Genomic DNA, 13,835 nt, shown 5'->3' on the forward strand with positions numbered 1-13,835 from the left:
CTCAACCTCAGAGCCGCGTGGTTCTGACCTTGGAAGGACCCGGGGATGACGAAACTGGCAGGTCTTGGCGGTTGGCCCGTTGCAGCCACGGTGGCGGCGGCGGCGGCGCTTGGTGCGGCTGCATATTTCTCGGGCATGCTGGACGGGTTGCGGCCCGCGCCCGACGCGCCCGCGCAGATGGCGACCGTGCCGCCAGAGCAGGCCACCGGGACGGGCGGGGCGACCGCGCCGGCGAAAAAGCCCTCCGTGACGGCATCGGCTGCGGCTGACGCGGCTGCGACCGACAGCCCCGCAAGCGCCGAAACGGCCAATGACACCCCGCCCGCCGCGGAAACCGCCGAGCCCGCGCCGTCCGATGCCGCCCCGGCGCCCGCCGTGGCAGGCCTGCCGTCACCGCCCACCTTCGACCTGGTCAGGGTCGAGGCCGACGGGTCGACCCTGATCGCGGGCAAGGCCTCTCCGGAATGGTCCGTGGCGGTGGAGCTGGACGGGGACGAGCTGGTGCGCGAGGTCGCAGGCTCTGACGGCAAGTTCGCCACCTTCCTGTCGCTGCCCGTCAGCGACGTGCCGCGCGTGCTGACGCTGGCGATGTACGGCCCCTCGGGGCAGGGGCCTGTCGCCTCGGAGGACCGGGTGATCCTGGCCCCGCGCGCCCCGGTCGCCACTGCCGGAGCCGCGCCCGCAGGCGAAGCCCCCGCACCGGCCGGATCGCCGCCGGAGCGGACGGCGGATGCCACCGCCGACGCGGCGCCCGAAGTGACGTCGCCCGACGTGGTGGCCGATGCGCGGGATACCACAGCCGCCGCCGGTCCTGCCGGAACCACCACCACCCCCGCCGAGGCTTCCACGGATGCGGCGCAGCCTGCCGGCACCCCGGCCACCGGTGCCGATGCCGCGGTCGCCGATGCGGGCGAAGGCGCCGCTGCGGGCACCGGCGGCGCAGCCCCGGTTGTCGCCGATGCGGCGGCCGGCATGGGCCAGCCCGGCGTCGACGGAGCCGGACCCGAGGTCGCGGCCGGCACCGACCCCGACGCCGAGACCGCCGCGCCCGACAGGATGGCGGATGCGGATGACGCGGCAACCGCCGATACCGGCTCGGCCCCCGAACCCGAGGTCGCCGCCGATACCGGCCTGGCAGAAACCGCGCCGGTCGCCGCGACCGAGGCACCCGCCGCGCCGGTGTCCGGCAGTGACACCGCGGTCGAGGTGGCAAGCGCCCCGGCGGCGGTTGCCGAACCGCTGCCGCCCACGGTGATCCTGTCGCGCGCCGACGAGACGCGCGTGCTGCAAGCGCCGGATGCGCCGCCCACGGTCATGTCCGAGGTCTCGCTGGATGCCATCACCTATACCGATACGGGCGAGGTCGAACTGGCCGGACGCGGTGTGCCGGGTGCCTTTGTGCGGGTCTATCTCGACAACAAGCCGATCGTGGATTCCCGGATCGCCGAGGACGGCACATGGCGCACGGAACTGCCCAATGTGGACAAGGGGGTCTATACCCTGCGCGTCGACCAGGTGGATGACGAAGGCACCGTGCGCGCCCGCGTGGAAACACCGTTCGAACGCGAGGCCGATGCCGATGTGCGCGCCGCGCTGAAGGCGCAGATGCGCAACGGGGTGCTGCAGGTGACGGTGCAGCCCGGCTTCACCCTCTGGGCCATCGCGCGGGAAAACCTCGGCTCGGGCGTGCAATACGTCAAGGTCTACGAGGCGAATGCCGACCGGATCCGCAATCCCGACCTGATCTATCCGGGCCAGATCTTCACCGTGCCCGAGGCCGAAACCAAGATCGAATGAGGGCGCAGCGGGCGGCGGACGGGCTCAGCCCGCCCCGTCCTCGGCGGGCAGGCGGATCGCGGCCTGGCTGCAGCAGGCGCGCACCTCGGGGTCGTCGGCGCAGCAATCGCTCAGCAGATAGCCGATCAGCGCGCCCATCCGGGCCCGGTCGAAGGCATAGATCACCTGCCGCCCCTCGCGCGTGGCGGTGACCAGCCCGGCCTGTTCCAGCAACCGCAGGTGAAAGCTGAGGCGCGAGGCCGAGACGCTGACCATCCGCGCGATTTCGCCCGCCGGGGCCCCGCGCCGGCCGCGCCGGACCAGCAGGCGGACGATGTCCAGGCGCGTCTCGTGGGCGAGCGCGGACAGGGCGGCGAGGGCTGGACTCCGGTCCATCGTTCAACTACTCATGAAACGTTGAAATTAGGTCCGTGATAGCGCGAATGCGGCCTCACGGCAACCAAAAGGCAGCCCGGGACCAGCGATGAGCAGACGCATGACCATGACCACCACCGAGATGCCGAAGAACGGGCGCAAGATCGTGGCGCGGGTGCTGCCCTATCTCTGGCCCGACGAACATCCTTGGGTGAAAAAGCGGGTCATGGCCTCGCTGGTGGTGCTGCTGGCGGCCAAGCTGGTCGCGATTGTCACGCCGTTCTTCTACAAGGCGGCGGTGGATGCCCTGGCGGGCGAAGGGGACAACGCGGCCTGGCTGATGGGCCTTGGCGCCATCGGGCTGACCGTGGCCTATGGCCTGTCGCGGGCGATGAACGTGGGCTTTCAGCAGCTGCGCGACGTGATCTTTGCCAAGGTCGGGCAGCGGGCGCTGCGGCAGATGGCGTTCGAAACCTTTGCCCATATCCACCGCCTGTCGATGCGCTATCACATCGGGCGGCGCACCGGCGGGCTGAGCCGTATCATCGAGCGCGGGGTCAAGGGTGTCGACTTCCTGTTGCGCTTCATGCTGCTGTCGATGGGGCCGCTGCTGCTGGAACTGCTGCTGGTGGCCATCGTGCTCTGGTGGGTTTTCGACATCTGGTATCTCGTGGTGGTGGTGGCGGTGGTGACGGCCTATGTCGCCTTCACCTTCAAGGTGACCGAGTGGCGGGTGAAGCTGCGCAAGGAGATGAACGACCAGGACACCGACGCGAATCAGAAGGCGATCGACAGCCTTCTGAACTTCGAGACGGTGAAGTATTTCGGCGCCGAGTCCCGCGAGGCGCAGCGCTATGACGTGGCGATGGCCGGATATGAGCAGGCGGCGCTGAAGACGGCCTATTCGCTGGCCTTCCTGAACTTCGGCCAGACGATGCTGATCACGGCGGGGCTGGTGGGCGTGATGGCGATGGCCGCCAATGGGGTGGCCAGCGGCGCGCTGACGGTGGGCGATTTCGTCATGGTCAACGCCTATATGCTGCAGATCACCATGCCGCTGAACTTCCTGGGCACGGTCTACCGCGAGATCCGGCAGGCGCTGGTCGACATGGCCGAAATGTTCGAACTGCTCGACCAGCCCGCCGAGGTGCAGGATGCGCCCGACGCCAGACCCCTGGCCGTAAGCGGCGGCGCGGTGGAGCTGGACGCGGTGGCATTCGGCTATGAGCCCGAACGCCCCATCCTGCGCGGGGTGACCCTGCGCGTGGGCGCGGGCGAGAAGGTGGCGATTGTCGGGCCCTCGGGGTCGGGCAAGTCGACGGTGGGGCGGCTGCTGTTCCGGTTCTACGACGTGCAGGGCGGGGCGCTCAGGATCGACGGGCAGGATGTGCGCGGGGTGACCCAGGACAGCCTGCATGCCGCCATCGGGGTGGTGCCGCAGGACACCGTGCTGTTCAACGACACGATCCGCTACAATATCGCCTATGGTCGCGATGGCGCCAGCCAGGACGAGATCGAGGCGGCGGCGCGCGCGGCGCAGATCCACGATTTCATCGTCTCGCTGCCCGAGGGTTACGAGACCCGGGTGGGCGAGCGCGGGCTGAAGCTGTCGGGCGGCGAGAAGCAGCGCGTGGGCATTGCCCGAACCCTGCTGAAGGACCCGCCGATCCTGCTGCTGGACGAGGCGACCTCGGCCCTGGACACTGAGACCGAGCGCGACATCCAGGCGGCGCTGGCCCTGGCCGGCGAGGGGCGCACGGTGCTGACCATCGCGCACCGGCTGTCGACCGTGGCCGATGCCGACCGGATCGTGGTGCTGGACGCGGGCCAGGTGGTCGAGGAGGGCAGCCACGCCGAACTGCTGGCCCGGCAGGGGCGCTATGCCAGCCTCTGGGCGCGGCAGGCCTCGGAGGCCGAAGCCGCCTGACGCCGCCCGGCGCTCGTTCCTGCGGAACATCGCCCCGCCCGCCGTCCCGTGGGGCGTCGGTTGCGGGTGTCCGGCGGCCGCCCTGGCCGCGTTGGCGGTTCCCGGGCGGGCTTGCAGGCGGTCCGGGAGGTGGAAGTGTTGCAGCGGGCGCCCATGCCGCACAGCCCGGACCCGTCACCTGCGCGGGGCCCCGTCGATGCCGTTCCGGGCCGCGTGGCCTGACATTCGCAAACCTTGGGTGCGGGGCATGGCCGGGAGCCGCGGCGGCGCCATTCTGTGGTTTGCCCGGCAGGCAGAGATGCGGCAGCATGTCCGGGCATCGTCATGCCGCGGCCTGGCAGGGGGCGCGGCGGTGCCTGTGCCCGGGTGGCGGGCTGCCATGCGGAGGCATGTCCGGGCGCGACGCTTTGCACTTGTCCCGGGGGGAGCGCTGACCTGCTGAGGCACTGCCGGGGGGCACGGCCAGGGGCCGGACCCGCGCGCGCCCTGGCCCACACGGCCCCTGGCTCTCCCCCTCAGCCGCAGATGCGCCGGGCCCGACTCGCCCCTGGGGGCCGGGCCGGACCCGGGTCTCCGGCCGAGGCAAGTCCTGCCGGATAAAGGTGGCGCGTCGTGGCGCGCCTATTCCGCCGCCTTCAATGTGCCCGGGCCGTCGTGCATCACGATCCGGGGGCCGGTGCCTTCGTCGTCCCAGACGATTTCCGGCGATTTCAGCCGGCGGGCGGCCCGGCGCAGGGCCCAGTCCTGCGCTGCGCGGCTGCCGCGGCCGAAGGACAGGCGGGCCAGCAGCCGGGCGATCCACTTGGCATAGGTTTCCGCCCAGACCCGCAGCGCCAGCATCGACGGGGTGAAGACCAGCGTCAGCACCGTGGCGATCCCCAGGCCGAAGACCACCGCCGTGGCGAGCTGTTTCCACCACAGGGCCGTCGGGCTGTCGATCGAATAGCCCCCGGCGAAGAAGTCGAGCGAGAGGCCGAACATCATCGGCGCCAGACCCGCCATCGTGGTGACCGTGGTCAGCAGGACCGGGCGGATGCGGGCCTCGGCCGTGCGGATGATCGCCTCGATCCGCGGCATGTAGGCGCTGTATTCCTGGTAGGTGTCGATCAGCACGATGTTGTTGTTCACCACGATGCCCGCCAGCGCGACGATCCCCGTCCCGGTCATGATGATCGAGAAGGCCTGATCCATCACCAGCATCCCGATCAGCACCCCGGCGGTGGAAAGCACCACGGCCAGCAGCACCAGCACCGCGTTGTAGAAGGAGTTGAACTGCGCGAGCAGGATGATGAACATCAGTGCCAGCGCCGCCCCGAAGGCCGAGACGAGGAACTGCTGGCTTTCCTCCTGGTCCTCCTGATCGCCGGTCCATTCGGTCGAGATCCCCGAGGGCAGGTCGGCCCCGCCGTCATCCAGCCAGGTCTGCAGATGGGCAATGCGTTCGGCCGCCGTCAGCGGCACCTCGCCGCCGTTCGGCCCCTTGGCCATCAGGCCGGGGACAACCGCCGCCTTGACGTCGAAGAACCGCTTTTGCCCGACGCGCTTGATCTGGGCCAGCTTGGCCACCGGCTCGCGGGTGATGAAGTTGGACAGCGGCACCAGCCCGTCCGGGGTGCGCACGCGCAGCGTGTCGAGGGTCGAGAGCACGCGGTCCTTCTTGGGCAGGCGGACGCGGATTTCGATCTCTTCGTCGGAACTGTCGACCGACATGGTGTCCAGCAGCAGGCCGCGCGTCACCAGCTGGACCATCGCGCCCACGGTGGCGACGTTGGCGCCGTAGCGGCCGGCCTTTTCCACATCGACGTCGATCTGCCAGTCGATGCCGGGCAGGGGCAGGGTGTCCTCGACCAGGTCCAGGCCGCGCGTCTCGTCGAACTTGGCGCGCACGCGTTCGGTCGCGGCGATGAGGTCGTCCCAGTTGTCGCCCTTGATCCGCAGATGCACCGGCTTGGCCGAGGCCGGGCCCATGTTGGCGGCCAGGATCTCGACCTGGATGCCGGGGATCCCCGACAGCCGGTCGGTCAGTTCCGCGATGACGATGTCGCCGTCCAGCTCGGGCCGGTCGCGGCGATCCTCCCAGGGGACGATTTCCAGCTGGATCTGGCCGATCGTGTCCAGCGGAGGCTGCGCGCCGCCGGTGTTCTGGTTCAGCCCGCCGTCACCGGCAAAGGCAAATGCGTTCAGCACGCCCGGATGCTGCAGCACGATATCCTCGGCCTGCATCACCAGCATGTCCTTCTGCGCCAGCGACAGGTTGCCCCGGGCACGGACATAGACGATGGCCTGTTCCGGTTCGCTCTCGGTGAAGAATTCGACGCCCTTGTTGTGTTCGCCGAAGTAGCTGAACGTGGCTATGACGAAGGCGACGACCGCGGCGATGGTGACCAGGGGCATGATCGGGTTGCCCGCGATCAGCTTGATCAGCAGGCCGAAGGCGGTGCGGCGGTGGCCGGCGCGCACCCGCTTGCGGCGCCAGGTGATCCTGGCGGCGCCCAGGGTGATCGAGGCGGCGACCGAAGAGGCCAGGAACAGCAGGATGCCGGGCAGGGTGGCCATGACGCCGGTGGCCCCGGGGCCGGACAGGATGGTCGGATTGATCGTGGCCATCGCGCCGGTGAACATGCCGAAGAGCGCGACCGGCACCAGCGCGGCGCGCACGACCCAGGGCACCGCCCGGCGCAGCCCGTCCGAGGCCCGCCCGAAAAGGCGCGAGATGCGGCCCGTGACGCCGCCCATCACCGGCAGGTAGATCAGCGCCACCACCAGCGAGGCGGCCAGGACGAAGATCAGCGTGACCGGCAGCATGCCCATGAACTGGCCCGGGACGCCGGGCCAGAACAGCATCGGCAGGAAGGCGCAGAGCGTCGTCGCGGTGGAGGAGATCACCGGCCAGAACATCCGCTGCGCCGCCTCGACATAGGCGGTCATCGGGCCGGAGCCCTCGGAGATGCGCTTGTCGGCATATTCCACTACCACGATCGCGCCGTCGACCAGCATGCCGACCGCGAGGATCAGGCCGAACATCACGATGTTCGAAATGGTGATCCCCATCATCCCCAGAAGGACGAAACAGAGCAGGAAGGAGGTCGGGATCGAGAAGCCGACCAGCAGCGCCGGCCGGGGCCCGAGTGCGGCCAGCACGACGATCATCACCAGCGCGATGGCGGTCAGGACCGACCCTTCGAGCTGCTGGACCATCGAGCCGACGACGCGGCTCTGGTCGTTGGAGGTGCCGACATTGACCGAGGCCTGCAGTTCCTCGGGCCAATCGGCGCGGGCCTCGGCGACCACGCGCTTCACCTCGGCGGCGGTGTCGATCAGGTTGTAGCCCTTGCGCTTGACCACCTGCAGCGCGACCGTCGTTTCGCCGTTGAAACGGGCGGTGCCCAGGCGGTCCTCGAAGGTCAGGCGGATGTCGGCCAGATCGCCCAGGGTGACCACGCGGTCGCCGTTGGTCTTGACCGGCAGCGAGTAGATATCGCGCGGTTCCTTGAAGGAGCCGGGGATCTTGATGGCAAATGTGCCCTGTTCGTTCTCAACCTCGCCCGCCGCGATCAGCTGGTTGTTGAAGGTGACAACGTCGATCAGCTCGTTCGCCGACACGTTGTAGCTTTCCAGTTTCAGCGGGTCGATGATCACCTCGACCATCTCGTCGCGGTTGCCGGCGATCCCGGCCTCCAGCACGGCGTCGATGCCTTCGACCTTTTCCTGCAGGTCCTTGGCGACGCGGGCCATGGTGCGTTCGGGCACCTGGCCGGTCAGGTTGACGATGATGATCGGGAATTCCGAGAAGTTGATCTCGTTCACCGAATATTTGTCGAACCCTTCGGGGAACCGGGATTCGGCCTTGGACATGGCGTCGCGCACGTCGGCCATGGTCTTGGTCTTGTCCCAGCCGAATTCGAACTCCAGCGCGATGCCGGCATAGCCCTCGGCGGCGGTGGAGGTCATCTTGTCCAGCCCGTCGAGGTCCGACAGCTCGGTTTCCATCGGCTTGACCAGCAGCGTCTCGCTGTCGCTGGCCGAGATGCCGGGGAAGGGGACCGAGATGAAGAGCGCGGGGATCTCGATGTCCGGCTCGCCCTCCTTGGGCAGGCTGACATAGGCAAAGCCGCCCGCGATCAGCGAGACGGCGATGAAGGCCAGGATCATGCGGGCGCGCGAGGCGGCCCAGTCGACTATTCCGGTCATTGGGTCGCTTCCTGGTACGAGGGCACGACGGGCACGCCCGCGACCACGAATTCCTGTCCGATGACGATCACGTCCGCCTTGTCCTCCAGCCCGGTCAGCCAGACGCCCTGCGGCGTGTCGCGCAGCAGTTTCACGGGGACAAAGGCGGCGGTGTTGTCGGCGGCGACGGTGCGCACGCCAAGCGCGCCGTCATCGTTCAGCGTCAGCGCCGATTGCGGCAGCAGATGCGCCAGCGCGCCCTCGGCCTCGATCCCGATCTCGGCGGTCTGGCCGTCGCGGATCGACAGATCGTCATTGGCGACCTCGACCTCGACCCGGAAGGTGCGGGTCTGCGGGTCCGAAGACCGCGACAGGAAGGTGACCTTGCCGATCACCTCGCGCCCGTCGGCGGCCAGGCGGGCCCCGGCGCGGGCGCCGGTCTGCACGCGGCCGATCTCGGTCTCGGGGATGAATCCGACCAGCTTGATCGGGTCGAGCTGGATCACCGTGGCACAGACGTTGCCCGGCTGCAGCAGCGAGCCGAGCTCGGCCGTGTCGGTTTCCAGCAGACCGCCAAAGGGGGCGTGGATTGCCAGCTTGTCGATGGCGCTGGTCGCGGCGGCCACATTGGCCTCGGCCGCCTGGATCGCCGCCTGGGTGCTCGACAGCCCGGATTCGGCAGAGGCGACAGCCGCCTCGGCCGAGCGCACGGCGGCCTTGGTCGAGGCGACGCGCGTGTCCGAGGCATAGCCGCCTTCGGACAGCTTCCGCGCCGCATTGTCGTTGATCTGGGCCTCTTCCAGCACCGCGCGGGCCTCTTCCACCCGCGCCTGCGAGGTCGGGACGGCGGCGCGCGCCTCGGCCAGGCGGGCCTGCGCCTCGGCCAGGGTGGCGTTGCTGGTGCCCGGGTCCAGCTCGCAGAGCAACTCGCCCGCCTCAACCAGCGCGCCCTTGCGCAGCGGATCGGAAATCACCCGGCCCGAGGTCTCGGCCCGCAGCTCGACCTGGCGCACGGCCTCGGTCTGGCCGCGCAGGATGACGGCGCCGTCGATCTCGCGCGCCTGGCTGTGGATGGCGACCACGCGCACCGGCTTGTGGGGCGGGGCGGCGTCTTCCCCGGCGGGGGCAGGGGTTCCGGCCGCCGCTGCTTCCCCGTCGGCGGGGGATTCCCCGGCGGCGGCGGGCACCTCGGCGGCTTCGGCGGTCATCGGCTCGGCCTCGCCCCGGGCGATGGCGATCGAGCGGTCCAGCCCCTCGCCCCGGGCAAAGGCCATCAGGGCATCGCGCTGGATGATCACGGCGTAGAGCGTCGCTGTCACCAGCACGGCGGTCAGTAGGGGAAGAAGTCGCATGAGTCGCTCAACCTGAAACGTCGCCCGCGCCGGGCATTGCACAGCCAATTAGGAACGCGCTGCCACGATACAAGCGGGCAGCAGCGAAGTTCTGAACCGTGTAGTTCAAATTCGACATTTCTGCAACGCCGCATTTCGGTTTGACGCAACGGATCCTGCCATCTGTCGCCACTGTGCCCAGCCTGTCCGCAGACCTTGGCAGCGCCAGGGCAAAGCTGTAAGAGGGGCCGAAATCAAGGGGGGCCGGGCATGAGCCAAACGGACAGTTTCATCGACGAGGTCACCGAGGAGGTCCGCCGCGACCGGCTGTTCGGGCTGATCCGCCGGTATGGCTGGATCGCGGTCCTGGTCGTTCTGGTGGTTGTCGCCGGGGCGGCGTGGAACGAATACCGCAAGGCCCAGGAGCGCACGGCGGCCCAGGCTCTTGGCGATGCGCTGCTGTCCGCGCTGGAACAGGACACGCCCGCGGAACGGGTGTCCGCCCTCGACGCGGTCGACGCCACGACCCCGGGCCAGCAGGCGATCCGCGGCCTGCTGGAATCGAGCGAGGCCGCGGCGGCCGATGATCCCGAAGGCGCCGCAGACACGCTGATGCAGGTGGCCGGGTCGTCTGACCTGCCGAAGATCTACCGCGACATCGCCCGGTTCAAGGCGCTTGGCCTGCAGGCCGGGCAGCGCGATCCGGCCGAGCGGCGGGCGGATTACGAGGCTCTGGCCAACTCGGGCTCGGCCCTGCGGCTGCTGGCTGACGAGCAGATCGCGCTGACCTATGTCGAGGCCGGCGAGACCGACGAGGCCATCGCCCGCCTGCGCGCGATCCTGGAGGATGCGGAACTGACCACGGGCTTGCGTCAACGGGCGTCTCAGTTGATTGTGGCGCTTGGGGCCGATCCCGCTGCACCGGATGGTGCGGCGGCAGGCAGTGAATGAACTTGGGGCCGCGACAGATGGCTGAGGCAGTGATGGCGAGGGGCGCCGGTAGCGCGGGCGCTGGCCCGGTGCGGGGCAGATGGCTGGTGCGGGCCGCAATGGTGGCGGTGCTGGCGGTGACGGCGGCCTGCGACGAACGCGAGGTGATCCTGCCCGGCAAGCGCGAGGACCTGCGCGCGGCGCTGAGCACCGGCGCGCCGGTGGAAGACCTGGCCGCGCGCCAGGGCAACCGGTCCCTGCCGATCAGCCTGCCCGCGGCCCGCAACAATGCCGACTGGCTGCAACGGCCCGGCACGCCGGCCACGCGGACGGACAATCCCGCACTCGGCCCGGCGCCGGTGCTGGCCTGGTCGGCGCCGATCGGCGCGGGCGACAGCCGCCGCAACCGGATCACGGCCGAGCCCGTGGTGGCCGGCGGCCGCGTCTTCACCCTGGATGCCGAGGCGAAGGTGACCGCCACCTCCACCGCCGGCGCGACGCTCTGGCAGGCCGATCTCGTGCCCTCGACCGACGGTGCCGGCGACGCCACCGGCGGCGGGCTGGCCGTGGGCGGCGGGCGGCTCTACGTCTCGTCCGGCTTCGGTCGGCTGACCGCGCTGGACCCGGCCACGGGCGCGGTGATCTGGCAGCAGGAGCTGCAGGCCGCGGGCAATGGCGCGCCGACCTTCGCCAATGGCGTGGTCTACCTCGTCGCGGGCGATGCGACCGCCTGGGCGATCGAGGCCGATACCGGCCGGATCCGCTGGCAGCTCTCCTCGGCGCCCGACTCCAACAACGTGCTGGGCGGGCCCGCCCCGGCGCTGACCGACAAATACGCGATCTTCGGCTTCGGCTCGGGCGAGGTGCAGGGCGCCTTCCGCAACGGCGGGCTGCGGGCCTGGGAGGTCATCGTCGGCGGCCGCCGCCTGGGCTATGCCCGCGCGAACATCAGCGATATCACCGGCGATCCGGTTGTCCTGGGCTCCACCGTCTATGTCGGCGCCCAGTCCGGGCGGCTCGCGGCGCTGGACGTCTCGACCGGCGAGCGGCTCTGGACGGCGGACGAGGGCCCGCTGGGCCCGGTCTGGGTGGCCGGCGGCTCGGTCTTCCTGATCTCGGACCGCAACGAACTGCTCCGCCTCGACGCCGCCACCGGCGACCGGATCTGGGGCGCCGAACTGCCGTTCTTCGTCAAGGACCGGCCGAGGCGGCAGAAAGAGGTCTTTGCCCATTACGGCCCGGTGCTGGCCGGGGGGCGGATCGTCATCGCCTCGAACGACGGCTGGCTGCGGTTCTACGACCCGGCCTCCGGCGCGCCGCGCGGCTCGATCGAGGTGCCCGGCGGCGCCACGGTCGCACCCGTCGTGGCCGGCGGCACGCTCTACGCGGTCTCGACCAAGGGCATGCTCTACGCCTACCGCTGACGGCACCGGGACAGGGCAGGGGGCCGGCCGCCCCCGCGCCCCGTCCCGCCTCCGCCCCCCGTGGCCCGCAAGGGAGCAGGGACCTGCACCGGCATCGCGGCGCCTGGCGCTGCGCAGGGTTCGGGGTCTCGCGGGTCCGCCTCCGGCGGGAGTATTTCGGACGAGATGAAGCCGGGTGGATCGCCCCTGCTTCATCTCGTTGCAAATACTCCGGGGGAGTCCGGCGCGCAGCGGCGGACGGGGGCAGCGCCCCCGGCAGCGGTCCGGCGGGTGCGACGGTGCCGTTGCATCCCTCTTTCCGAAGCTGTTCAATTCCTGTATCGCGGCCCCTCGTAACCCTGCGGAGCCCGCCATGTCCTTCACCCTCGCCATCGTCGGCCGGCCCAATGCCGGCAAGTCGACGCTGTTCAACCGGCTGGTTGGCAAGAAGCTGGCGCTGGTCGACGACCAGCCCGGGGTGACGCGCGACCTGCGTGAGGGCGAGGCCCGGCTGGGCGACCTGACCTTCACCGTGATCGACACGGCGGGTCTGGAGGAAGCCACCGACGAAAGCCTGCAGGGCCGGATGCGCAAGCTGACCGAGCGGGCGGTGGACATGGCGGATGTCTGCCTCTTCGTGCTGGATGCCCGCGCCGGTGTGACACCGACCGACGAATTCTTTGCCGAACTGCTGCGCAAGCGCGCGCCCCGGGTGATCCTGGCCTGCAACAAGGCCGAGGGCGCCGCCGCCGATGCCGGGCTGATCGAGGCCTATGCCCTGGGCCTGGGCGAGCCGCTGCGCATCTCGGCCGAGCATGGCGAGGGGATGGCCGATCTCTATGCCGCCCTGATGCCGATCTCGGATGCCTTTGCCGCGAAAGCCGCCGCTGCCGCCGAAACTGCGCCCGAGACCGATATCTTCCTGCCTGAGGACGACGGCAGCGAGGAGCTGGACCTGGGCGCCGCCGAGGAAGCCTGGCGCCCCTCGACCGCCAGGCCCCTGCAGGTCGCCGTGGTGGGCCGGCCCAATGCCGGCAAGTCGACCCTGATCAACCGCATCCTGGGCGAGGACCGCCTGCTGACCGGCCCCGAGGCCGGGATCACCCGCGACGCGATCTCTCTGCAGATCGACTGGGACGGCCTGCCGATGCGGATCTTCGACACCGCCGGCATGCGCAAGAAGGCCAAGGTGCAGGACAAGGTCGAAAAGCTCTCGGTCAGCGACGGCCTGCGGGCGGTGAAATTCGCCGAGGTGGTCGTGGTGCTGCTCGACGCCGCCATCCCCTTCGAGCAGCAGGACCTGCGCATCGCCGACCTGGCCGAGCGCGAGGGCCGCGCCGTGGTGGTCGCGGTGAACAAGTGGGACATCGAGGACGACAAGCAGCAGAAGCTGCGCGACCTCAAGGAGGCCTTCGAACGCCTGCTACCGCAGCTGCGCGGCGCCCCGCTGGTCACCGTCTCGGCCAAGACGGGACGTGGGCTCGACCGGCTGCGCGCCGCGGTGATCAAGGCGCATGAGGTCTGGAACCGCCGGGTGTCGACCGCGCGGCTGAACCGCTGGCTGAGCGGCATGCTGGAGGCGCACCCGCCGCCCGCGCCGCAGGGCAAGCGGATCAAGCTGCGCTACATGACCCAGGCCAAGACCCGGCCGCCCGGATTCGTGGTGATGTGCTCGCATCCCGACAAGATGCCCGAGAGCTATTCCCGCTACCTGGTGAACGGGCTGCGCGAGGGGTTCGACATGCCCGGCACCCCGATCCGCCTGCACATGCGCGGGCAGGGCGATCGCAACCCCTACCAGTCGCGCAAGAAGCCCGGGCCCTCGAAGTTGCGCAAGCACCTGGACAAGGGGCCGGCCAAGGCGCCCGGCCGCGGGTCCGGCAAGTCCCGGCCCAGGTGATGGCGCCGCCCCGGCCCGGTGCG

At 70.1% G+C, this 13,835-nt stretch carries 8 protein-coding genes; 5 read left to right on the forward strand and 3 right to left on the reverse strand.

Going from position 1 to position 13,835, the window contains the following annotated elements:
* Window positions 1-45: 45 nt before the first annotated feature.
* Window positions 46-1,797, forward strand: coding sequence for a LysM peptidoglycan-binding domain-containing protein (locus GLS40_RS10885; RefSeq protein ID WP_160382749.1), 1,752 nt, complete (start codon window positions 46-48; stop codon window positions 1,795-1,797).
* Between the two features lie 24 nt (window positions 1,798-1,821).
* Here GLS40_RS10885 and GLS40_RS10890 read toward each other — a convergent pair whose 3' ends face one another.
* Window positions 1,822-2,172, reverse strand: coding sequence for an ArsR/SmtB family transcription factor (locus GLS40_RS10890; protein WP_160382750.1), 351 nt, complete (start codon window positions 2,170-2,172; stop codon window positions 1,822-1,824).
* A 100-nt stretch (window positions 2,173-2,272) separates the two neighbouring features.
* Here GLS40_RS10890 and GLS40_RS10895 point away from each other — a divergent pair, with 100 nt between their 5' ends.
* On the forward strand, window positions 2,273-4,078 hold the full coding sequence (locus GLS40_RS10895) for an ABCB family ABC transporter ATP-binding protein/permease (RefSeq protein ID WP_328598892.1): 1,806 nt from the start codon (window positions 2,273-2,275) through the stop codon (window positions 4,076-4,078).
* A 621-nt stretch (window positions 4,079-4,699) separates the two neighbouring features.
* On the opposite strand, the gene GLS40_RS10900 is transcribed toward GLS40_RS10895, so the two are convergent.
* The gene (locus tag GLS40_RS10900) at window positions 4,700-8,269 is read right to left on the reverse strand and encodes an efflux RND transporter permease subunit (RefSeq protein ID WP_160382752.1); all 3,570 of its coding nucleotides are present in this window, start codon (window positions 8,267-8,269) and stop codon (window positions 4,700-4,702) included.
* Complete coding sequence (locus GLS40_RS10905; RefSeq protein ID WP_160382753.1) at window positions 8,266-9,600, reverse strand: efflux RND transporter periplasmic adaptor subunit; 1,335 nt, start codon at window positions 9,598-9,600, stop codon at window positions 8,266-8,268. The genes GLS40_RS10900 and GLS40_RS10905 overlap by 4 nt, the downstream gene beginning before the upstream one ends.
* Window positions 9,601-9,849: 249 nt before the next feature.
* Between GLS40_RS10905 and GLS40_RS10910 the strand changes: the two genes are divergently transcribed.
* The 3 genes from GLS40_RS10910 (at window position 9,850) to der (ending at window position 13,812) form a co-directional block, all read left to right on the forward strand.
* The gene (locus GLS40_RS10910; protein WP_160382754.1) at window positions 9,850-10,530 is read left to right on the forward strand and encodes a tetratricopeptide repeat protein; all 681 of its coding nucleotides are present in this window, start codon (window positions 9,850-9,852) and stop codon (window positions 10,528-10,530) included.
* A gap of 86 nt (window positions 10,531-10,616) precedes the next feature.
* Complete coding sequence (locus tag GLS40_RS10915) at window positions 10,617-11,933, forward strand: PQQ-binding-like beta-propeller repeat protein (protein WP_328598893.1); 1,317 nt, start codon at window positions 10,617-10,619, stop codon at window positions 11,931-11,933.
* A gap of 352 nt (window positions 11,934-12,285) precedes the next feature.
* Entirely contained in the window at window positions 12,286-13,812 is a 1,527-nt protein-coding gene (gene der / locus GLS40_RS10920) for a ribosome biogenesis GTPase Der (protein WP_160382755.1), read from the forward strand.
* The last annotated feature ends 23 nt before the right edge of the window (window positions 13,813-13,835 follow it).

It is taken from the genome of Pseudooceanicola pacificus (genome assembly GCF_009789075.1).
GTDB classification, from domain to species: domain Bacteria; phylum Pseudomonadota; class Alphaproteobacteria; order Rhodobacterales; family Rhodobacteraceae; genus Pseudooceanicola; species Pseudooceanicola pacificus.